Origin of the sequence: Agrococcus sp. Marseille-Q4369, assembly GCF_018308945.1 — a bacterium.
GTDB lineage: Bacteria > Actinomycetota > Actinomycetes > Actinomycetales > Microbacteriaceae > Agrococcus.
Genome location: NZ_CP070501.1, coordinates 249,887 through 271,009, shown reverse-complemented (window position 1 = coordinate 271,009; position 21,123 = coordinate 249,887). Strand labels below are relative to the sequence as shown.

At 72.8% G+C, this 21,123-nt stretch carries 21 protein-coding genes; 6 read left to right on the top strand and 15 right to left on the bottom strand.

Annotated features, from left to right (window positions below; all coding sequences use genetic code 11):
- Positions 1–16 precede the first annotated feature (16 nt).
- Genes JSQ78_RS01470 through hrcA form a run of 4 tightly spaced genes read right to left on the bottom strand, consistent with a single transcriptional unit; the run spans position 17 to position 3,211 of the window.
- Positions 17–361, bottom strand: coding sequence for a histidine triad nucleotide-binding protein (locus tag JSQ78_RS01470; protein ID WP_211448838.1), 345 nt, complete (start codon positions 359–361; stop codon positions 17–19).
- Positions 362–386: 25 nt separating this feature from the next.
- Complete coding sequence (locus JSQ78_RS01465; RefSeq protein ID WP_211448836.1) at positions 387–1,112, bottom strand: 16S rRNA (uracil(1498)-N(3))-methyltransferase; 726 nt, start codon at positions 1,110–1,112, stop codon at positions 387–389.
- On the bottom strand, positions 1,112–2,197 hold the full coding sequence (locus tag JSQ78_RS01460) for a DnaJ C-terminal domain-containing protein (RefSeq protein ID WP_211448834.1): 1,086 nt from the start codon (positions 2,195–2,197) through the stop codon (positions 1,112–1,114). Before JSQ78_RS01460 ends, JSQ78_RS01465 begins: the two co-directional genes overlap by 1 nt.
- Entirely contained in the window at positions 2,198–3,211 is a 1,014-nt protein-coding gene (gene hrcA / locus JSQ78_RS01455) for a heat-inducible transcriptional repressor HrcA (RefSeq protein WP_211448832.1), read from the bottom strand. It lies immediately after the preceding gene.
- Between the two features lie 163 nt (positions 3,212–3,374).
- On the opposite strand from hrcA, the gene JSQ78_RS01450 reads away from it, so the two are divergent.
- A complete protein-coding gene (locus JSQ78_RS01450; protein ID WP_211448830.1) occupies positions 3,375–4,196 on the top strand; it encodes a DUF4870 domain-containing protein in 822 nt (273 codons plus the stop codon).
- 3 nt (positions 4,197–4,199) lie between these two features.
- On the opposite strand, the gene hemW is transcribed toward JSQ78_RS01450, so the two are convergent.
- The 3 genes from hemW to lepA are packed head-to-tail and all read right to left on the bottom strand — an operon-like array spanning position 4,200 to position 7,889.
- Positions 4,200–5,405 (bottom strand): radical SAM family heme chaperone HemW, encoded by a 1,206-nt coding sequence (gene hemW, locus JSQ78_RS01445; protein WP_211448829.1) that lies wholly within the window; start codon positions 5,403–5,405, stop codon positions 4,200–4,202.
- Position 5,406: 1 nt separating this feature from the next.
- The gene (locus JSQ78_RS01440; RefSeq protein ID WP_211448827.1) at positions 5,407–6,042 is read right to left on the bottom strand and encodes a DUF1990 domain-containing protein; all 636 of its coding nucleotides are present in this window, start codon (positions 6,040–6,042) and stop codon (positions 5,407–5,409) included.
- Complete coding sequence (gene lepA / locus JSQ78_RS01435; RefSeq protein ID WP_211448825.1) at positions 6,039–7,889, bottom strand: translation elongation factor 4; 1,851 nt, start codon at positions 7,887–7,889, stop codon at positions 6,039–6,041. Before lepA ends, JSQ78_RS01440 begins: the two co-directional genes overlap by 4 nt.
- A 220-nt stretch (positions 7,890–8,109) precedes the next feature.
- Between lepA and rpsT the strand changes: the two genes are divergently transcribed.
- Positions 8,110–8,370 carry a 30S ribosomal protein S20 gene (gene rpsT, locus JSQ78_RS01430; RefSeq protein WP_211448823.1) on the top strand — a complete coding sequence of 87 codons (261 nt, stop codon included), beginning with the start codon at positions 8,110–8,112 and terminating at the stop codon, positions 8,368–8,370.
- A 184-nt stretch (positions 8,371–8,554) separates the two neighbouring features.
- On the opposite strand, the gene JSQ78_RS01425 is transcribed toward rpsT, so the two are convergent.
- The 4 genes from JSQ78_RS01425 to speB are packed head-to-tail and all read right to left on the bottom strand — an operon-like array spanning position 8,555 to position 12,005.
- On the bottom strand, positions 8,555–9,226 hold the full coding sequence (locus JSQ78_RS01425) for a cyclase family protein (protein WP_211448821.1): 672 nt from the start codon (positions 9,224–9,226) through the stop codon (positions 8,555–8,557).
- Complete coding sequence (locus JSQ78_RS01420) at positions 9,216–10,592, bottom strand: purine-cytosine permease family protein (RefSeq protein WP_211448819.1); 1,377 nt, start codon at positions 10,590–10,592, stop codon at positions 9,216–9,218. Before JSQ78_RS01420 ends, JSQ78_RS01425 begins: the two co-directional genes overlap by 11 nt.
- Before the next feature lie 44 nt (positions 10,593–10,636).
- Positions 10,637–11,026 (bottom strand): nuclear transport factor 2 family protein, encoded by a 390-nt coding sequence (locus JSQ78_RS01415; protein ID WP_211448818.1) that lies wholly within the window; start codon positions 11,024–11,026, stop codon positions 10,637–10,639.
- Positions 11,013–12,005 carry an agmatinase gene (speB, locus tag JSQ78_RS01410; protein ID WP_211448816.1) on the bottom strand — a complete coding sequence of 331 codons (993 nt, stop codon included), beginning with the start codon at positions 12,003–12,005 and terminating at the stop codon, positions 11,013–11,015. Before speB ends, JSQ78_RS01415 begins: the two co-directional genes overlap by 14 nt.
- Positions 12,006–12,103: 98 nt before the next feature.
- Between speB and JSQ78_RS01405 the strand changes: the two genes are divergently transcribed.
- Complete coding sequence (locus JSQ78_RS01405; RefSeq protein ID WP_211448814.1) at positions 12,104–12,688, top strand: helix-turn-helix domain-containing protein; 585 nt, start codon at positions 12,104–12,106, stop codon at positions 12,686–12,688.
- A gap of 24 nt (positions 12,689–12,712) precedes the next feature.
- On the opposite strand, the gene holA is transcribed toward JSQ78_RS01405, so the two are convergent.
- The 4 genes from holA to leuS all read right to left on the bottom strand — a co-directional run bounded on the left by holA (position 12,713) and on the right by leuS (position 19,166).
- Positions 12,713–13,711: a DNA polymerase III subunit delta gene (holA, locus tag JSQ78_RS01400; protein WP_211448812.1), complete on the bottom strand. Its 999-nt coding sequence runs from the start codon at positions 13,709–13,711 to the stop codon at positions 12,713–12,715.
- A gap of 9 nt (positions 13,712–13,720) precedes the next feature.
- A complete protein-coding gene (locus JSQ78_RS01395) occupies positions 13,721–15,919 on the bottom strand; it encodes a ComEC/Rec2 family competence protein (RefSeq protein ID WP_211448810.1) in 2,199 nt (732 codons plus the stop codon).
- Entirely contained in the window at positions 15,919–16,497 is a 579-nt protein-coding gene (locus tag JSQ78_RS01390) for a ComEA family DNA-binding protein (protein ID WP_211448808.1), read from the bottom strand. The genes JSQ78_RS01395 and JSQ78_RS01390 overlap by 1 nt, the downstream gene beginning before the upstream one ends.
- A gap of 125 nt (positions 16,498–16,622) precedes the next feature.
- Positions 16,623–19,166 (bottom strand): leucine--tRNA ligase, encoded by a 2,544-nt coding sequence (leuS, locus tag JSQ78_RS01385; protein ID WP_249295801.1) that lies wholly within the window; start codon positions 19,164–19,166, stop codon positions 16,623–16,625.
- A 112-nt stretch (positions 19,167–19,278) separates the two neighbouring features.
- On the opposite strand from leuS, the gene JSQ78_RS01380 reads away from it, so the two are divergent.
- The 3 genes from JSQ78_RS01380 (at position 19,279) to JSQ78_RS01370 (ending at position 21,123) form a co-directional block, all read left to right on the top strand.
- Entirely contained in the window at positions 19,279–19,758 is a 480-nt protein-coding gene (locus JSQ78_RS01380) for an SRPBCC family protein (RefSeq protein WP_249295799.1), read from the top strand.
- A gap of 73 nt (positions 19,759–19,831) precedes the next feature.
- Entirely contained in the window at positions 19,832–20,776 is a 945-nt protein-coding gene (locus JSQ78_RS01375; protein ID WP_211448803.1) for an SRPBCC domain-containing protein, read from the top strand.
- Positions 20,773–21,123, top strand: coding sequence for an ArsR/SmtB family transcription factor (locus tag JSQ78_RS01370; protein WP_211448801.1), 351 nt, complete (start codon positions 20,773–20,775; stop codon positions 21,121–21,123). The genes JSQ78_RS01375 and JSQ78_RS01370 overlap by 4 nt, the downstream gene beginning before the upstream one ends.

The following is a 21,123-nucleotide window of genomic DNA, read 5'->3' as shown; positions in this document are numbered from 1 at the left end:
GATCGAACGGGTTGCGTCAGGCAAGCGATCCCTCTCTGAGTGCGCCGGCGAGCACGTGCGCGTGCACGTGGAAGACGGTCTGCCCGGCGAGCTCGCCGGTGTTGAACACGAGCCGGAAGTCGCCCTCGGCGCGCTCCCGGGCGATCGCCTGCGCCGCTTGCACCATCTCCGCCATGAGGTCGGGATCGCCGGCCGCGAGCTCGACGACGTCGCGGTACTGCGCAGACTTCGGCGTCACGACGACGTGCATCGGCGCTTGCGGCGCGATGTCGGTGAAGGCGATGATGCGGTCGGTCTCGAGGACGATCTCCGCCGGGATCTCTCGGGCGACGATCCGCTCGAACACGGTGGGCTCAGCCATGCCAGTCAGCCTACCCGCGCCGGGCTCACCAGCGCCCGAGCCGCAGCGAGAGGGCAGCGAGCCCCGCGAGGCCAGCGGTCGACGTGCGCAGCACGTGGTCGCCCATGCGAGCGCGCACGGCGCCGGCCGCGTCGAGCGCCTCGAGCTCGCCCGGGTCGATGCCCCCCTCGGGTCCCACGACGAGCAGCGCGTCGCGCTCGATCGGCACCTCCGCGATCGAGGCGGGCGCGGTCGGGTCGAGCACGACGAGCTGCCATCGCGCGCCGAGCGCCGCGAGCCCCGCGGTGTCGACGACGCCGGTCACCTCGGGCAGCCGCGCGCGGATCGCCTGCTTGCCCGCCTCGCGGACGATCCGCCGCCAGCGCTCGATCGCCTTGTCACCGCGATCGCCCTTCCACTGCACGACGCTGCGCCGCGCCTGCCACGGCACGATGACGTCGACGCCGAGCTCGGTCGAGGCCTGCACGGCGAGCTCGGCCCGGTCGCCCTTCGCGAGCGCCTGGGCGAGCGCGATGCGCGGGCTCGGCTGCGGCACCGCCTCGACGCGCTGCAGCACGACATCGACCCCGTCGCGCTCGACGCGGTCGATGATCCCCTCGGCGAGCGTCCCCGCGCCGTCGCTCACGAGCACTCGCTCGCCGCGGCGCATCCGCGAGACGACGGCGGCGTGGTGCGCCTCCTCGCCCTCGAGCGTCACCACGGCGCCCGGCTCGGCGCCCGCGAGCGCGTCGTGCCAGTAGCAGTGGGCCATCAGAGGCGCAAGCGGTCGCGCATCTTCGCGAACAGCCCCTGCTTGAACTGCGCGAGCTGCGGCGCGGGCGCCTTCGTGCGGTCGCGCAGCTCGCGCAGCAGCTCCTCCGTGCGGCGATCGATGCGCTGCGGCGTGACGACCTGCACGCCGAGCTTGAGGTCGCCGCGACCGGCGCCGCGGAGGCGCGAGACGCCGCGCTCGCCGATCGTGATGACGTCGCCCGACTGCGTGCCGGGGCGCACCTCGACCTCGACCGGCCCGTCGATGCCATCGACGGTGCTGCGCGCGCCGAGCGCCGCGTCCGAGATCGACACCTCGAGCGTGCCGAGCAGGTCGTCGCCCGAGCGGGAGAAGACATCGTGGTGGCGCACGTTGATCTCGAGGTAGAGCGTGCCGGCCGGTCCCCCGGCCTCGCCGACCTCGCCCTGGCCGGGCAGCTGGATGCGCAGGCCCGTGTCGACGCCCGCGGGGATGTCGACCGGGATCGTGCGCTCGGCGCGCACGCGGCCGTGGCCGGCGCACGTCGGGCACGGCTCGGGGATGATGCTGCCGTAGCCCTGGCACGCCGCGCACGGCTGCGACGTCACGACGTTGCCGAGCAGCGACCGCACCTGCCGCTGCACGTGGCCGGAGCCGCCGCACATCGTGCAGCGCTGCGGGCTCGTGCCGGGCGCGGTGCACGCGCCGTCGCACGTCTCGCACAGCACGGCCGTCTGCACGCGCAGCTCCCGGTGCACGCCGAAGACGACATCGGCCAGGTCGAGGTCGACGCGCAGCAGGCTGTCCTGCCCCGGCTGGCGCCGCGAGCGCGGGCCGGCCGAGCGGCCGCCGCCGAAGAACTGCTCGAAGATGTCGCCGAATCCGAAGCTCCCGCCGTCGAGCGAGGGCCCGCGGTCGTACTCCGCGCGCGACTGCGGGTCGCCCAGCACGTCGTAGGCGTGCGTGACGTCCTTGAAGCGCTCCGCCGCGTCCTCGCTCGGGTTGACGTCGGGGTGCAGCTCGCGCGCGAGGCGGCGGTACGCCTTCTTGATCTCGTCCTGCGTGGCGTCGCGCTCGACGCCGAGTGTCTCGTAGTGGTCGCTCACTCAGTCCTCGCTCAGCAGCCGCGTGAGGTAGCGCGCCACTGCGCGCACCGCGGCCATGTTCCCTGCGTAGTCCATCCGGGTCGGGCCCAGGACGCCCACGTGCCCTTCACTGCCGTCGGCGGTGTAGGTCGATGCCACGACCGCCGCCTCGCCGAGCGGCCCCGAGAGCTCGCGCCCGATGCGGGTCGCGACCTCTCCCTCGGAGCCCATCTCGTCGAAGAGGCGCAGCAGCGTCACCTGCTCCTCGATCGCATCGAGCACGGGCGTCACGGTGCCCTGGAAGTCTCGCTCCTCGCGCACGAGGTTCGCGGCACCCGCCATCACGATGCGGTCGCCGCCGGCACCCTGCAGGATCTCGGTCAGCGTCTGCGCCACGGCACCGGTCGCGGCGGCGATGGAGGCGGGGGCGGATGCGGCGGTCGACGAGAGGCGCTGGACGGCCTCGGCGGGCGCGAGCTCGGCGATCGTCTCGGTGAACGCGCGGCCGAGCACCGAGGCCTGGTCGGGCTCGATGCGCTGCCCGACGTCGAGCAGGCGCTGCTCGACGCGGCCCGAGTCGAAGATGAGCACGGCGAGCACCTTCGACTCCGTGACGGCGACGAGCTCGACGCGGCGCACGGCGCTGGGACGCCGGAGCGGCACCTGCACGAGCGCGACCTGGTTCGTGAGGCTCGAGAGCAGCCGCGCCGTGCGAGCGAGCACGTCGTCGCGGTCGACGGACTCGTCGAGGAAGCGCGCGATCGCCTGCCGCTGCGCGGGCGTGAGCGGCTGCATGCGCTGCAGCCGGTCGACGAAGACTCGGTAGCCCTTGTCGGTCGGCACGCGTCCCGAGGAGGTGTGGGGCGCGACGATGAGCTCCTCCTCCTCGAGGAGCGCCATGTCGTTGCGGATCGTGGCCGCGGAGACGCCGAAGGCGTGCCGCTCGACGATCGACTTCGAGCCCACCGGCTCGCGCAGGGCCACGTAGTCCTCGACGATCGCCCGGAGGACGTCGAGACCGCGATCCGAGACCATCCCGCGCTCCTCCCCTGACTGGCACTCTCCGATGCTGACTGCCAATCCTACCGCGCCGCCACGCGCCGCGCCTGATCGCTCACCGCGTCCCCAGGCACCCGGGCGACAATGGCCGTGCGGAACGTCCGCAGACTTCGCGGACCATTCACGAAAGGCACTCCCCATGTCCGACCCCAACGTGCCCCGCCGAGACGATCAGCACGACTCGACCGACCCCTCCGTCGAGGGCTTCTCGGTCACCGATGAGCAGCACGCAGCCCCCAGTGCGCCCGCAGCTCCCGCGCTCGGCCAGCCGGCCGAGCCGTTCTCCGCTCCCGCGACCGGCAGCGCACCCGGCGCCCCGGGCCAGCCGGCGTTCGGGACGGGTGGCGCAGACCCCAACCGCCAGTGGAGCCAGCCGCAGCCCGGCCAGCAGGGCAGCGCTCCCTTCAACCAGCCTCCCGGCGGACAGCCCGAGTACGGCCAGCAGGGCTACGGCCAGCAGGGCTACGGCCAGCAGGGCTACGGCCAGCCCGGCAGCCAGCAGTACGGCGCCCCGCAGTACGGCTCTCCCCAGCCCGGGTCGCCGCAGTACGGCGCCCCCGGTCAGCCGCAGTACGCGGCCGGCGCCCCGATGTCGCCCGTCGACGAGAAGAACGCCGGCATGTGGGGCCACCTCTCGGGCCTCTCGACGATCGTCACCGGCGGCTTCGGCGGCTGGATCGGGCCGCTCATCGTCTACCTGATCTACAAGGACCGCAGCGCCTTCGCCCGGCAGGAGTCGAAGGAGGCGCTGAACTTCGGCATCTTCATGACGATCCTGGTCGTAGGCATCTGGGTGCTCGCCGTCGTGCTCGGCATCATCACCTTCGGCATCGGCTCGATCCTCGGCGCCTTCTACTGGGTGCCGCCGCTGCTGCAGGTGATCTTCTCGATCATCGGCGGCGTGCGCGTCAACGCCGGCGGCTCCTACCGCTACCCGTTCAACTGGCGGCTGGTGAAGTAGGCCCTACGGCAGCAGGCGCCGCACGACGGCGTCGGCCAGCAGCCGCCCTCGCAGCGTCGGGATCACCCGGCCGGCGAGGGCGGCTCTGCCGTCCACGAGGCCATCGGCGACGAGTCCCGCGACCGCGCGGCGCCCCTCCGCGTCCAGCACGTCGATCGCGAGCCCCTCGGCGATCCGCGACTCGAGCAGCACGCGCTCGACCCGGCGCGTCTCGTCGTCGAGCACCTCGCGCGCGAGCGCGGGCGACGACCCCGCGACGAGCCGATCGCGATACGCGGCGGGGTGCTTGACGTTCCACCAGCGCACACCGCCCACGTGGCTGTGCGCGCCGGGGCCGAAGCCCCACCAGTCGTGCCCGCGCCAGTAGGCGAGGTTGTGGCGCGCCACCTTGTCGCCCCGCGCCCAGTTGGAGATCTCGTACCAGGAGTAGCCCGCCTGGCCGAGGGACGCATCCGCCGCCTCGTACATCGCCGCCTGCAGGTCGTCGTCGGGCGCGGCGAGCTCTCCACGGCGGATGCGTCGGGCGAGCGCGGTGCCCTCCTCGACGATGAGCGCGTAGGCCGAGACGTGGTCGGGCGCCATCGCGACGACCGCGTCGAGCGATCGCTGCCAGTCGTCGAGCGACTCCCCCGGCGCGCCGTAGATGAGGTCGAGGCTCACCTCGAGGCCCGCCTCGCGCGCCCACTCGACGACGAGCGGCACGCGCTCGGGGTCGTGCGTGCGGTCGAGCGCGGCGAGCACGTGCGGCACCGCCGACTGCATGCCGATCGAGACGCGCGTCACGCCGCCCGCGCGCAGCTGCACGAGCCCGGCGAGGTCGATCGAGTCGGGGTTCGCCTCGACCGAGACCTCCGCGCCCTCGGCGAGCCCGAACGCATCCGTCACGCCCGCGAGCATCGAGACGAGGTCGCCCGAGGGCAGGAGGGTGGGCGTGCCGCCGCCGAAGAAGACGGTCTGCATCGGGCGGAGCGGGCCGAGCTCGCCGAGCACCTCGCGCGCGAGGCGGATCTCGGCGGCGACGTCGCCGGGGTAGCCCGCGCGGCTCGCCCCGCGCAGCTCGTCGGCCGTGTAGGTGTTGAAGTCGCAGTAGCCGCACCGCACGGAGCAGAACGGCACGTGGATGTAGGCGCCGAAGGGCGCGTCGGCCGCGGTGCCCTCGGGCAGCCGGCCGTCGGCGGGAGCCGCCTCGCCGTCGGGCAGGCGACCCACGTCAGCGCACGTCGATCGAGCGCAGCACGTCCATGTAGCGGTCGTGGTACTTCGCGCGCAGCGCCTTCGAGACGGGCGCGCCGAGCTTGGCGTACCAGGCGGCGTTGCGGACGATCGCGCGGAAGTGCAGGAAGACGGTCTCGTCCTCGGCGATCTCGACGGTGAAGCGCTCCTCGCCCGCCTCGGGGTGGCCCTCGAGCGAGCCGAGGATCACGCCGTGGCTGTTCGGCTCCTCCTCGACCGCGATGACGCGCATCGGGGCGTGGAGCTGGACGCCGAGGAAGCGGATGCGCTGGTCGATCGAGTCGCCCGGCTGCAGGAACGGCTCGCCGTCAGGCCCGAAGTCCTGCTGCGGCTCGACGCTCGCGGCGCGCGTCGCCTCGCCGTCCTGGAAGCCGACCGGGCGGTAGACAGTGCCGCCCTCGGTGCCGACGACGTCGACCTCGATGCCCGCGAGCCGCTGCACCTTCCAGGTGCGCAGCGCCGCGACTGCGGCGTCGAAGCGCGGCCGGCCGTGGCCGATGCGCGAGCGGCGCTGCACGACCTCGAAGCCCTTCGGCGGGAAGCGCGTGAAGTCGAAGTGGGAGGTGGCGCCGACCGCGCCGTAGTTCGTCGAGCGCTCGCGGATGGGCTTCACTTCGCGTCCTTCTTCGACTCGCCGCTCGAGAGGGCGGCGATGAACGCCTCCTGGGGCACCTCGACGCGGCCGACCATCTTCATGCGCTTCTTGCCCTCCTTCTGCTTCTCGAGCAGCTTGCGCTTGCGGGAGATGTCTCCGCCGTAGCACTTCGCGAGCACGTCCTTGCGGATCGCGCGGATCGTCTCGCGCGCGATGATGCGCGCGCCGACGGCGGCCTGGATGGGCACCTCGAACTGCTGCCTCGGGATGAGCTCCTTGAGCTTGCCCGCCATGAGCACGCCGTAGGCGTAGGCCTTGTCGCGGTGCACGATCGCGCTGAACGCATCCACCTGCTCGCCTTGGAGCAGGATGTCGACCTTGACGAGGTCGCCCTCCTCCTCGCCGTCGAGCTCGTAGTCGAGCGAGGCGTAGCCCTGCGTCTTCGACTTCAGCTGGTCGAAGAAGTCGAAGACGATCTCGCCGAGCGGCAGGCGATAGCGCAGCTCGACGCGATCCTCCGAGAGGTACTCCATGCCGCCGAGCGTGCCGCGGCGCGACTGGCACAGCTCCATGATCGCGCCGACGTAGTCCTTCGGCGCGAGGATCGTCGCGCGCACCATCGGCTCGACGATCGAGTGGATCTTGCCGTCGGGGAACTCGCTCGGGTTCGTCACGGTGTGCACGACGCGGTCCTCGGTCTGCACCTCGTAGATGACGCTCGGGGCGGTCGCGATGAGGTCGAGGTTGAACTCGCGCTCGAGCCGCTCGGTGATGATCTCGAGGTGCAGGAGGCCGAGGAAGCCGCAGCGGAAGCCGAAGCCGAGCGCGACGGAGGTCTCGGGCTCGTAGACGAGCGCCGCATCCGACAGCTTGAGCTTGTCGAGCGCCTCGCGCAGCACCGGGTAGTCGCTGCCGTCGATCGGGTAGAGCCCGGAGAAGACCATCGGCTTCGGGTCGGCGTAGCCCTTGAGCGGCTCGGTCGCGGGGGCGCGGAAGGTCGTGACGGTGTCGCCGACCTTCGACTGGCGCACGTCCTTCACGCCCGTGATGAGGTAGCCGACCTCGCCAGCGCCGAGGCCCTTCGCGGGGACGGGCTCGGGGCTCGAGACGCCGATCTCGAGCAGCTCGTGGCGTGCGCCGGTCGACATCATCTGGATCTGCTCGCGCGGCGAGAGCTTGCCGTCGACCATGCGCACGTAGGTGACGACGCCGCGGTAGCTGTCGTAGACCGAGTCGAAGATCATCGCGCGAGCGGGGCCGTCGACGTCGCCCTGCGGCGCGGGGATCGTGCGCACGACGCGGTCGAGCAGCGCGTCGACGCCGACGCCCGTCTTGCCGCTCACGCGCAGCACGTCGTCGGGGTCGCCGCCGATGAGCCCGGCGATCTCGGCCGCGAACTTGTCGGGGTCGGCGGCCGGCAGGTCGATCTTGTTGAGCACCGGGATGATCTCGAGGTCGTTGTCCATCGCGAGGTAGAGGTTCGCGAGCGTCTGCGCCTCGATCCCCTGCGCGGCGTCGACGAGCAGGATCGCGCCCTCGCACGCGGCGAGCGAGCGGCTCACCTCGTAGGTGAAGTCGACGTGGCCGGGGGTGTCGATCATGTTGAGGGCGAAGGTCTCGCCGTCGAGCTCCCACGGCATCCGCACGGCCTGGGACTTGATCGTGATGCCGCGCTCGCGCTCGATGTCCATGCGGTCGAGGTACTGCGCGCGCATCGAGCGGTCGTCGACGACGCCCGTGAGCTGCAGCATCCGGTCGGCGAGGGTCGACTTGCCGTGGTCGATGTGCGCGATGATGCAGAAGTTGCGGATGCTCGCGGGATCGGTCGAGGCAGGCTCGAGTGCCTTGGTCGCTCTGGGGCTCACGGGTCCTTCTCGATGGGGGTCTCGATGGAGTGGTGCGGAATGGTCCATTCTCCCACAGCGGATGCGTCGGGCCGCGTTGCGACCGCGGGCTGCGCGCTGGTAGAGTCGTTCGTTGGCTTCCCCTTCTTCCGCGTGCCCGTCGCGCGAGGGCGGGTCGCGGCGGGGCTCTGAAGGAGCGCAAGCCGCCGCCAACCATCTTCCGATCAGAACAGGACCCCACGTGGCGAACATCAAGTCGCAGATCAAGCGCATCCTCACCAACCAGAAGGCGACCGACCGCAACCGCGCCGTCAAGAGCGAGGTCAAGACCGCTGTCCGCGAGGCCAAGAAGGCCATCGCCGCCGGCGACAAGGCCGTGGCGCAGGAGAAGGTCGCCGTGGCGGCGCGCAAGCTCGACAAGGCTGCCTCGAAGGGCGTCATCCACAAGAACCAGGCCGCGAACCGCAAGTCGTCGATCGCGAAGCAGGTCGCCGCGCTCTGAGCTGAGCAGCAGCGCTGACAGGCGGGGGCCCGATGGGCTCCCGCCCTCGTCGTCCCCCGAGCGGTCACTTCCGCCCGCGAGCGGTCACTTCCGCCCCCGAGCGGTCAATTCCGCCCGTGAGCGGTCACTTCCGCCCCCGAGCGGTCAATTCCACCCCCGAGCGGTCACTCCCGCGCGTGAGCGGTCAGTCGAGGAAGGCGACCGCACGCACCGGGGCGCCGTCGCCCGCGAGGCGCAGCGGGAAGAAGCCGACCCGCACGGGCGCCGGCAGCGACTCGAGGCCGCGGACGTTCTCGATGATGAGCCCATCTGCGCCGAGCACGACCTCGTGGACCGGGAACGACGCATCCGCCGCCCCCGTCGGGTCGGGGCTGAGCGTGTCGACCGCGAGCACCCGCATGCCGCGACGCTGGAGCTCTCGCGCGGCGTCCGCCGCGAGCGCGGGATGCTGCAGCGCGAGCTCGGTGTCGAAGCGCGCGGCCCAGCCGGTGTCGATGAGCACGATCGGCGGCAGCCGCTCGGGCAGCGAGCCACTGGCCTCGAGCTCGCGCCAGCCGTAGGCGTCGCCGCCCGAGAGTCCGGGCACGCGCACGACGAGCGCCTCCCCCACGAGCTCGTCGAGCGCGACGTCGGCCATCGTGCGGCCGCCCTCGATCGAGTGCGAGGGGGCGTCGACGTGCGTGCCGGCGTGCGAACCCATCCGGATGCTCGCGACGTCGACGCCATCGGCTGCGACGGTGAGCGCGGGAGCGATCCGCACCTCCGGGTCGCCGGGGTAGACCTGCATCCCGTCGACGACGGGATGGCTCAGGTCGACGATCGTGCCGCGACGCTCCCCCGCGGTCTCAGCGCGCATCCGCCGTCTCGGCCAGGTGCGGCGCGCGCTCCGGTGCGCCCTTCGCGCGGCTCGGCCACGAGAGCGCGAGGTAGAGCACGAAGGTCACGACGAAGCTCGGCACGGTCGCGCCGAACGGCAGCGGCCACACGTACGCCCAGACGTAGGCGAGCGCCGCGCCCACGACCCACGAGCCGACGGCGATCCAGTTGACGCCGCCGGTGTACCAGTAGCGACCGCCACGCGCCTCGAGGATGTCGGCGCTGTAGGCACGGCGCCGCAGCAGGTAGTAGTCGACGATCATGATCGCGAACACCGGCGCGAAGAGTGCGCTGATCGTGACGAGGAACGTCGTGAACTGGTCGAGCAGCCCGAAGAAGGTCGCGCCGATGATCGAGATCGCGCCGAGGATGAGCGCGCTCGCGAGGAACGGCACGCGCTTGCCCGGCAGCGCGTTCACGACCGTGGTGACCATGCCGTAGACGACCATCGTGTTTGTCGCCATCACCGAGAGGAAGATCGCGACGGCGAAGAGCGCGCCGAAGGGATCGATGATCGTCGTCGGGTCGAAGGCCACCGGCTCGCCGCCGCTGAGCACGACGTAGCCGATCGCGGTCGCGCCGACGGTCATCGCGGTGACGGTCGAGAGCGTGTAGCCGACGCCAGAGCCGATCGCGCCGCCCTTCGTCGTGCGCGCGAAGCGGTTGAAGTCGGCCGAGAGGACGGTCCACGAGATCGCCGTCGCGAGCACGACGTCGAACATCAGGCCGGGCGTGTAGAACGGCTCGGCGGTGCCGGGGATCGCCGCGAACTCGGCGGGCGTGAACGTCGAGAAGGCGGTGATGAAGACGTAGGCGGAGATCGCGAGGATGACCGCGGCGAACCACGGCTCGACGCGCGCGACGCCCGCGTGGCCGAAGATCGCCAGGATGACGACGACCGTCTGGCACAGCACGGCGAAGATCACCGGGCTCGAGAAGCCGGTGACCGCCTCGACGATGTAGTTGAGCGAGATGCCGGCGAGCATCGCCTGCACCCAGCTCCAGCCCATCAGGATCACGAGGTTCGCGGCGGCGGGCAGCAGGCTGCCGCGAGTGCCGAACGGGCCGCGCGTGAGCGCCATCGTCGGCAGGCCCGTGCGGGTGCCGATCGCGCCGATGAGCACGAGCACCGACGCACCGAGCACGGTGCCTCCGACGATGAGGCCGAGCACGAGGCCGTACGGCACGTCGGGCACGAAGAGCGTCCCGGTCAGCAGCGTCGTCACGACGAGGTTCGCCGCGAGCCAGATCATGAGCATGCGGCTGGACGAGTAGGTGCCGCGCACGGGACCGGCGTCGTCGGCGCTCGCCTCCAGTCGGCGTTCGAGGCGGGAGTAGAGCGACATCGGTCTCCTTCGACGGGTGGGGCTTGGGACGGGACAGGGAGTGATCAGGCGAGCGGCGAGAGGTGCTCGTGCACGGCGACGAGGCGGTCGCCGTCGACGGCGAAGACGATCGACTCGCGCTCGCGGTACGACTCGCGACCCTCGCCCGTCTCGACCGTCGTGTCGACGGTGTGGCTGAAGACGGCGCCGCCGGGCAGCGGCTGCACGAGCGGCTCGCTCGAGGCGCACGAGACGACGTGCCAGCCGCTCTCGACCCACGTGCTCCAGAGCCGCTCGTACTCGGCGCGGCTGTCGAGCCGGGTGGGCTCGGTGTGGAAGACGAAGGATGCGTCGTCGGCGAAGGCGGCGAAGTAGCGCTCGCCGTCGGTGGCTGCGAAGGCGTCGACGATCGCGGCCGCCGCGGCCTCGACCTCGGCGGCGTCAGGCGTCCGCACTGCCGTCACCGGAGGCAGCCGCCGTCGGCGCCATCGCGCTCAGCAGCTCGTAGACGACGTGGCTCGCCGCGATCGCGGTGAGCTGGGCGTGGTCGTAGGCGGGGGCGACCTCGACGACGTCGGCGCCGACGATGTGCAGGTCGGAGAGCGCGCGCAGCATGCGCAGCAGCTCGCGGCTCGTGAGACCGCCGGCCTCGGGCGTGCCGGTGCCGGGCGCGTGCGACGGGTCGAGCACGTCGATGTCGATCGAGATGTAGAGCGGCGCGGAGCCGATGCGCGCGCGCATGCGCTCGATCGCGGCGGCGACGCCGTGCTCCTCGACGAACTCGCTCGTCACGACCGCGAAGCCGAGCCGTTCGTCGTCGACGAGGTCCTGCTTGTCGTAGAGCGGACCGCGCGTGCCGACGTGCATGCTCGCGGTGAGGTCGATGAGCCCCTCCTCCGACGCTCGGCGGAACGGCGTGCCGTGCGTGATCGGGGCACCGAAGTAGGTGTCCCACGTGTCGAGGTGCGCGTCGAAGTGCAGCACCGCGACCGGCCCGTGCTGCTTGGCGATGTCGCGCAGCAGCGGCAGCGCGATCGTGTGGTCGCCGCCGATGACGACGATGCGGTCGGCGCTCTCGTGGAGGGCGCGCGAGCCGGCCTCGATGTCGGCGACCGCCGCCTCGAGGTCGAAGGGGTTCGCGACGATGTCGCCCGCGTCGGCGACCTGCTGCGCGCCGAACGGGAAGACGTCCTGCGCCGGGTTGTACGGGCGCAGGAGTCGCGAGGCCTCCCGCACGTGCGACGGGCCGAAGCGCGCCCCGGGCCGGTAGCTCACGCCGCTGTCGAACGGCACGCCCGCCACCGCGATGTCGGCGCGGCCGACCTCGTCGAGCCGCGGCAGCCGGGCGAAGGTGGCGATGCCGGCGAAGCGCGGCACCGCGCTCGCGTCGACCGGTCCGCGCGGCGCCGAGGGACGGTTCTCGGTGGGTTGCATATTAGACAACTTTCGATACGCTTTGTGCAACTAGTGTGGTCACCGTACGCCCGTCGCGGAGCGTCCGTCAAGGTGAGCGACCAACAGCGAGGATCGACATGCGCCCCATCCACCCCGATGCCGACGACAGCTCCATCGCCATCGGCGCGAAGCTGCGGTCGGCGCGCACCGCGCAGGGCATGTCGCTGAGCCAGGTCGCGGCGACGTCGGGGCTCTCGAAGGGCTTCCTCAGCCGGCTCGAGCGCGATGAGACGTCGCCGAGCGTCGCGACGCTCGTGCAGCTGTGCCAGGTGCTCTCGCTGCCGGTGGGCGCGCTCTTCGAGGAGCCGGACGTGCAGCTCGTGCAGTGGGCGGCTGCGCCGCGCATCAACCTCGGTGGCGTCGGTGCGGATGAGCGCATGCTCTCGCCGCGCGGGCAGGAGCAGCTGCAGGTGCTGCGCTCCGAGCTCGAGCCCGGCGCGCACGGCGGCTCGGAGCTCTACACGATCAGCTGCGAGGTCGAGGTGCTGCACGTCGTCGCGGGCGCGGTCGAAGTCCGCTTCGCCGACCGCACCGTGCTCGTCGGAGCGGGTGATGCGCTGACCATGCCGGGCCGCGAGCCCCACACGTGGCGGGTCGCGGGCGACGAGCACGCGGTCGCGATCTGGGTGCTCGCCCCCGCCCCGTGGAGCGGCTCGGCGTAGCCTGCGGCCAGCGGTCGCGGGCCGTCAGGCGCGCGCGGCGAGCTGCCGCACGAGCCGCTCGACGGCGTAGTGCGGGTCGCGCTCGGCGCCCTTCACGGCGTGGTCGGCGTGGGCGATCGCCTCGATCGCGTCGCACAGCGTCGCGTCGGAGTAGCCGCGCAGATCCTTGCGGGCGTTCCGCACCTGCCAGTCCTGCATGCCGAGCTGCCGCGCGGCCTGCGAGTCGCCGCCGCCCGCGCCCGAGACCTTCGCGAGCTGCCGGAAGCGCATCGCGAACGCCGCGACGATCGGCACGGGATCGGCACCGGTCGCGATCGCGTGCCGGAGCGTGACGAGCGCGGTGGCGACGTCGCCCGCGATCACGGCGTCGACGACGGCGAACGCCGTCGTCTCGACGCGGCCCGAGTAGTAGGTGCGCACGACCTGCTCGGTCACGTCGCCCTGCGTGTCGAGCGCGACTTGGCGCACCGCGTTCGCGAGCTCGGCGATGTCGGAGTGGAACGCATCCACGAGTGCCGCGATCGCGCCCGGCGTCGCCTCCCGCTCGAGCAATCGCAGCTCGCCGCGCACGAACGGCACGAGCTCGGAGCGCCCCAGCGGCTGGCAGACCACCTCGATCGCGCCGGGCGTCTTGCGGATCGCGTCGAGCATCTTCTTGCCGCGCACGGTGGAGCCGTCGTGGCGGATGACGAGGGTCGTGCCGTCGACGGGCGAGGCGAGGTAGCGCAGCACGTCGGCGATGAGGGCGTCGGTCGCCTTCACGCCGTTCTCGACGCGCACGAGCCGCGGCTCGTCGAACAGCGAGGGGCTCGCGATGAGCTCGAGCGCGCCGTCGATGTACTGGCCGGCGTCGACGTCGTGGATCTCGAGCTCGGGATCCTCCATGAGCAGGAGCGCGCGCAGCCGCTGCATCGCGCGATCGGCGAGGAACGACTCCTTGCCGAACACGAGCACGACCGGCGCGGGAGACACCTGCTCCCACGTGATCTTCGGGATGGCGATCTTGGGGACGCTCGCTGCCACGCACCCAGCCTACGGCGGGCCGCCGACGCGCTCCGACCACACGCGCACGCCATCGTCGTCGACCGCGAGCGCGATCGTGCCGTGCTCGTCGGTGCGCAGCGGCTGGCCGCCGGCCTCCCGCACGAGTCGGAGGGACGCATCCGTCGGGTGCCCGTAGTCGTTCTCCCCCACGCCCACGAGCCCGACGGCGGCACCGATGCGGCGGTAGAGCGCGGGCAGCTGATCGGCCGAGCCGTGGTGGGCGACGACGACGACGGATGCGTTCGGCACGCCCGCGCGCAGGAGCCTCGATTGCGCCTGCGCACCGAGGTCGCCGAGCACGACGAGCTCGAGCCCGCCGCCCGGCGCGTCGATCGCGACCGCGACGCTCGCGTCGTTGCCGGGCTCCTCGTCGGCGACCGGCCAGAGCGCCTCGACGCGCATCTCGCCGAGCGCCCACGCATCGCCGCGCCGGGCCTCGTGCGTCGCGGCACCGGCCGCGGCGAGCTCGGCGACGAGCGCCTCGGAGCGGTCGTCGACCGGGCCGTGCACGAGCAGCCCGACGCGACCGAGCAGCGCGCTCGCGCCGCCCGCGTGGTCGACGTCGAAGTGGGTGAGCACGAGCAGGTCGATGCGGCGCACGCCGAGCGTCGTGAGGCAGCCGTCGATGCGGGACGGCTCCGGGCCGGCATCGACGAGCACGGTCGCGCTGCCGTGGCGCATGAGCGTGGCGCTCCCCTGCCCCACGTCGCACTGCGCGATGCTCCAGTCGGCGAGCGCGCCGAGCCGCACGCTCGGCCAGGCGGCGGAGCCGACGGCGATGAGCCCGACCGCGGTCGCGATCGCGACGCCCCGCGCGATCCGGCCGCGCGCATGGCCGACGACCACCGCGGCGAGCATGGCGGATGCGGTGAGCGCGCCCCAGGGCGCGACCGGCCACGGCACTTGGGCGGCGGGCAGCTGCTGCGCGACCATCGCCACCTGCGCGATCCAGGCGGCCGGGAGCCACGCGACCCACGCGAGGCCCGCCGCGACCGCGGGCGCGAGCGGCGACGCGAGGCACGCCGCGAGCCCGACGACCGTGACGATCGGCGCCGCCGGTCCGGCGAGCAGGTTCGCGAGCACCGAGACGGCGCTCACGCTCGCGTCGAGCCCGACGAGCACCGGCAGGCACCAGAGCTGCGCGGCCGCCGGCACCGCGACGAGCGCCGCGATCGGCATCGGCAGCACGCGCGAGAGCGCCTCGGCGATCGGGCGCCCGTGCACGATGAGGCCGCACGTGGCGAGTGCCGAGAGCGCGAAGCCGGGGCTCGACGCGAGGTGCGGCTGCACGGCGAGCACGAGCAGCACCGCGAGCGAGAGCAGCGCGACGGCGCCCGCTCGCCGCCCCGTGACGACCGCGACGAGCGCGATCGCGGCCATCGCTCCCGCACGCACGACGGACGGCTCTGGCGTGACGAGCACGACGAAGCCGGCGAGCGCTGCGGCGGCGACCGCGACGCGGACCGGCCGCCGAGCGCCGACCGCTGCGGCAGCTTGGAACGCCGCACCGACGACGATGACGCAGTTCGCTCCCGAGACCGCGGTGAGGTGGCTGAGCCCGGAGTCGAGCATCGCGGCCCGGAGCGTCGCGCTCACGCGTCGCTCGTCGCCGATCGTGAGACCGGGCAGCAGCTCGCCGCCCATGCCGGGCAGCTGCGCGGACGCCGCGAGCAGTCCGTCGCGCAGCGCCCCCGCCCACGAGGCCCAGCGGGCCGGTTCGCCGACGTCGAGCGAGCTGCACGCGAGGAGCCAGCGCGATCCGTCGAGCCACGCGTCGCAGCGGCCGACCGCGGTCGCGCCGATCGCGAGCGGCGCATCCGGCGCGCGCAGCAGCGTCGCGCTGCGCGCCGAACCGGCACCGTCGCAAGCCGTCACGACGACCTCGGTTGGCGCAGCCTCTCCGAGCAGCAGCAGGACGAGCTCGTCGCAGCGCTCGAGCTCGCTCGATGCCGCCGCGTCGGCGCCCGCGAGCAGCGGGCACGCGAGCGCGGCGCCGACCGCGACCGTCCGCACCAGTGCCGCGGCCCGCTCGCTGCGCCTCGCCAGCACGTGCGCGAGCAGCAGGCCGCCGGCCGCGACCACCGCGCAGGCGATCCCGGCGGGCACGAGCACCACCGGGTGCGGACTGAGCGTCGCGAGCAGCGCCCACGCGATCGCGACCGGCAGGGCGAGGCGCAGGTCGCGCATCAGAGCGACACGAGCGGCGTGAGGGTCGCGAGCAGCGCCGGCCCGATGCCCGGCACGTCGTCGAGCTGCGCGAGATCGGTGAAGGGCCCGTGCTCGTCGCGGTGGGCGATGATCGCGAGCGCGAGCGACGGGCCGACGCGCGGCAGCGACTCGAGCGCCGCCTGATCCGCCTGGTTGAGCGACACGAGCCCGCCAGCGGCGACGCCGCTGCCGGGCGCACCGGGCGGCGGGGCGGCGGCCGCCTGCTCGACGGTCGGCACGACGAGCTGCTCGCCGTCGACGACGGGGCGCGCGAGGTTCAGCGAGCCCGGTGCAGCCTCGGCACTCGTGCCGCCGGCCCGCGCGAGCGCGTCGAGCACGCGCGAGCCGCTCGGCAGCCGGTAGACGCCCGGCCGCGCGACCGCGCCCTGCACATCGACGACGAGCTCTGTGGCTGCCGTCGCGACCGGCTCCGCGACGATCGTCGCGGGCGCGGCGTCCTGCACCATGCGCTGCGCGACGCCGCCGGTGACAGCACCCAGGACGAGCAGCACTGCGGCGCCCGCGCCCAGCCGCCAGCGCGCATCCGTCCCGGCCATCCGGGAACGGTAGGACGGATGCTTCGGCGCTGGTGCCGAGGCAGGGAGCGGCTGTGGATCAGCAAGGCTTCGACACGGTCAGCGCCCTGCCCGCGCGGACCGGCTCAGCCAGCAAGCGGGTCGGGTCAGCCGACGACGAAGTTCACGAGCTTCGGCGCCCGCACGACGACGTGCCGCACGACCCCGTCGCCGATCGAGCGCGCGACGCCCGGCAGCTCCCGCGCGCGGCGCTCGAGCTCTGCATCGGCGATGTCGACGGGAACGTCGACGCGGTCGCGCACCTTGCCGTTCACCTGCACGATCGCCGTCGCCGTCTGCTCGACGAGCAGCGAGCGGTCGGGCTTCCGCCATCCCGCGTTCGCGACCGACGGCTCGTGGCCGAGGTTCGCCCACATGTCCTCCGCCGTGTACGGCGCGAAGAGCGACAGGCCGAGCGCGATCGTCTCGACCGCCTCGCGCACCGCGGGGTCGGCCGCGCCGGCGCCCGAGTCGACGGCCTTGCGCGTCGCGTTGGTCAGCTCCATGAGGCGAGCGACGACGACGTTGAACTTGAGCGACTCGACGAGACCCGGCGCATCCGCCAGGAACCGGTGCGTCTCGCGCCGCAGCCCCCGGTCGCCGCCCTTCGGGTCGGCGCCGCGCTTCGCGAGCGGCTCCTTCGAGAGCCGCCAGGCGCGCGCCAGGAACTTCTGCGCACCGGTCGGGCTCACGTCGCGCCAGTCGATGTCGTCCTCGGGCGGGCCGGCGAAGCTCATCGCGAGCCGCACCGCGTCGACGCCGTGCTTCTCGAGCTCGTCCGAGAGCTCGACGAGGTTGCCCTTCGACTTCGACATCTTGCCGCCGTCGAGGATCACCATGCCCTGGTTGAGCAGCGACTCGAAGGGCTCGGTGAAGGGCACGTGGCCCATGTCGAACAGCACCTTCGTGATGAAGCGCGCGTAGAGCAGGTGCAGGATCGCGTGCTCGACGCCCCCGACGTAGCGGTCGACCGGCGCCCAGCGCTCGACCTGCGCCTTGTCGAACGGCTGGGTGTCGTCGTTCGGGCTGAGGAAGCGCAGGTAGTACCAGGAGGAGTCGACGAACGTGTCCATCGTGTCGGCGTCGCGGCGCGCGGGGCGCCCGTCGATCGGCGACGCCACGTTGACCCAGTCCTCGGCGGCGCCGAGCGGGCTCGTGCCCTTCGGCGACAGGTCGAGGCCGTGCGAGTCGGGCAGCGTGACCGGCAGCTGCTCGAGCGGCACCGGCACCTCCTGCCCGTCGGCCGTGTGGATGATCGGGATGGGCGTGCCCCAGTAGCGCTGTCGGCTCACGAGCCAGTCGCGCAAGCGGAACGACTTCGCCGCGCGGCCGACGCCCTCGCGCTCGAGCAGCTGGATCATGCGGTTGATCGCGTGCTCCTTCGAGAGCCCGTCGAGCTCGCCGGAGTTGATCATCCGGCCTTCGCCGGGCAGCGCGACGCCGGTCGAGGCGGGGTCGAGCTCGGGCAGGTCGTCCGGCAGCACCGCGTTGCCGTGCTCGTCGAGCGGGATCGTCGGCATGACACCCGTGACCGGCGCGAGCGTGTCGACGACGACCTTGATCGGCAGGTCGAAGGCGCGCGCGAAGTCGAGGTCGCGCTGGTCGTGGGCAGGCACGGCCATGACGGCGCCGTGGCCGTAGTCGGCGAGCACGTAGTCGGCGACCCACACGGGCATCCGCTCCCCCGTCAGCGGGTGGATCGCGACGCGGCCGAGGTCGACGCCCGTCTTCGGGCGCTCGGTGCTCTGCCGGTCGATCTCGGTCATCCGCCCGACCGTGTCCAGGTAGTCCTGGAACCGCATCCGCACCTCGGGGCTCGCGCCCGCCGCGAGCTCGGCCGCGAGGTCGGAATCGGGTGCGACGACCATGAAGGTCGCGCCGTAGAGCGTGTCGGGGCGAGTCGTGAAGACGGGCACGCGCGAGTGGTGGCCCTCGATCTCGAACTCGACCTCGGCGCCCTCGGAGCGGCCGATCCAGTTGCGCTGCATGCGCAGCACCTTCTCGGGCCAGCGGCCCTCGAGCTGGTTCAGGTCGTCGAGCAGGCGGTCGGCGTACTCGGTGATCTTGAAGTACCACTGGGTGAGCTTCTTCTTCACCACGGGGGTGTCGCAGCGCTCGCACAGCCCGCCGACAACCTGCTCGTTCGCGAGCACCGTCTGATCCTTGGGGCACCAGTTGACGTTCGAGGGCTTCCGGTAGGCGAGGCCCGTCTTGTACATCTCGAGGAACAGCCACTGGTTCCACTTGTAGTACGAGGGGTCGGATGTGTGGAGGATGCGGTCCCAGTCGAACGCGGTCGCGTACAGCCGCATCGAGCGCTTGTGCTGCTCGATGTTGGCCTCGGTCCACTCCTTCGGGTCCGCCCCGCGCCGGATCGCCGCGTTCTCGGCCGGGAGGCCGAACGAGTCCCAGCCGATCGGGTGCAGCACGTTGAAGCCCTGCTGCCGCCAGTAGCGCGCAAGCACGTCGCCGTAGGCGTACGACTCGGCGTGCCCCATGTGGAGGTCGCCCGAGGGGTAGGGGAACATGTCGAGCACGTACTTCCGCGGCCGGGTGTCGGTCTCGTCGTCGGTCGCGAAGGGGCGCAGCTCGTCCCACACCGGCAGCCACCGCTGCTGGATGCGGGCGAAGTCGTAGGTCTCGTCGGTCACGTGGGCTCCTGGATGTCGTCGGCCGGAGTCGGCACGACGGCTTCCCAGTCTACGGGCGCTCGCCCGCAGGCGACGCGTGGCACAATCGGGGCAGCCGGAGGGAGGCCCAACGGTGCCGGAGTTCGAGAACCCGCCCGCCACGGTCGATGTGCCAGGCGTGCGCGTGACGCGCATCGTCGCCGTCGACGCGGAGCGCGCCACGGTGTGGCGCTGCCTCACCGAGCCCGAGCTGCTCGCGCGCTGGCTCGGCGACATCGCCGCGTTCCCCGACGGCGTCGTCGCCGGCGCGACCGGCCGCTTCGCCTGGACGGGCGAGGTCGTGCTCGCCGCGCGCATCCGCGAGCTCGAGCCCGGCTCGCGCTTCGTCTTCGACTGGGCCGAGGGCATCCTCTCGGACAAGGCGTCGACGGTCGAGGTGACGCTGCGCGACGTCGACGGCCAGACGCAGGTGCACCTCGTCGAGTCGGGGTTCCCGCTCGAGGGCGACGACGCGTCGAAGCGGGAGTCGCTGCGCGCGCTCGCCGCGGGCTGGACGGTCGAGCTCGACGAGCTCGTCGACCTCGCGGAGCACCTCGAGTCGGCGAGCGACTGACGCAACCCGAGGGTTGCACTTCGCTGCTCACGCGCCTAGCGTGACCTGCAACCGAACGATTGCAGGAGGAGCCATGTCGCAGACGGAGTCCGGGCACCGGCACGACGCCCAGGCGGCGATCGACGAGCCGAACGCTCGCGTGACGCGAACGATCGCGGTGCGCGCCCCGATCGAGGTCGTATGGGAGTGCCTCACCGAGCCCGCCTCGCTCGCGGAGTGGTTCGGCGACAGCGCGACGTTCCCCGACGGCACCGGCGAGGGCGCGTCGGGCTCCTTCGGCTGGAGCGACGCCGGCGAGTTCCCCGCGCGGGTCGAGCGCGCGGACGCGCCGAACGTGTGGGCGTTCCGGTGGGGCCGGCGCGGCGAGCCGCTCCGCGACGAGACCAGCACGCTCGCGACCTTCACGCTCGAGGAGGTCGACGGCGGCACGCGCGTCACCGTGGTCGAGACCGGCTTCGAGCGGCTCGGCGACGAGCTCGCCGTGCGCGCCGCGCTCGAGGACAATCGCGAGGGCTGGACGTCCGAGCTCGACGAGCTCGTCGCGCTCATCGCCCGCCGCTGGACGCCCTCCGCGGTCGACCCGCTCGCCGGCACGATCACCCGCACGCTCGACGTCCCCGCGCCCGTCTCGCTCGTCTGGCGGCACCTCACCGACCAGGCCTCGATCGAGGCCTGGTGGGGGCATCCAGGCGACTTCCCCGGCGGCCTCCGCGAGGGCGTCACGGGCACGTTCGAGCACGAGGGCGAGCGGTGGCCGGTCGCGATCCGCGTGCTGCGACCCGAGCGCACGCTCGCGTTCCGCTGGGGCGAGATCGGCGAGGCCGAACCGGGCCCGACGGCGTGCGACGTGCGCTTCGACCTCGAGCCGCTCGGCGACGGCACTCGCGTCACGGTCGTGGAGTCGGGGTGGATGCGCGTGGCCGGCGACGTGCGCGACGATCGGATGCGCGGCAACGCCACCGGGTGGGAGATGGTGCTCGACGGCCTGCGGCGGCACGTGCTCGAGGCGGCGGCATGAGCGGACTGGCCGCCCCGACGCAGCAGCTCGCGGCGCTCGCCGACGACACCCGCTGGGCGATCCTCGAGCTGCTCGGCAGCCGGGCGCGCTCCGCGAGCGAGCTCGCCGAGGAGCTGCCCGTCTCCCGGCAGGCGATCGCGAAGCACCTCGCGGTGCTCGAGGCCGCCGGCCTCGTCGAGTCGACGCGCGAGGGGCGCTCGGTGCGGCACCGGGCGATCGGCGCGACTCTCAGCGCGCTCGCCGACCGGCTCGACGCGATCGGGCGGCAGTGGGAGTCGCGACTCGACCGCGTCGCGCGGATGGCCGAGGCGCGCGCGGCAAGCGATCGCGATCGCGATCGCGGCTGA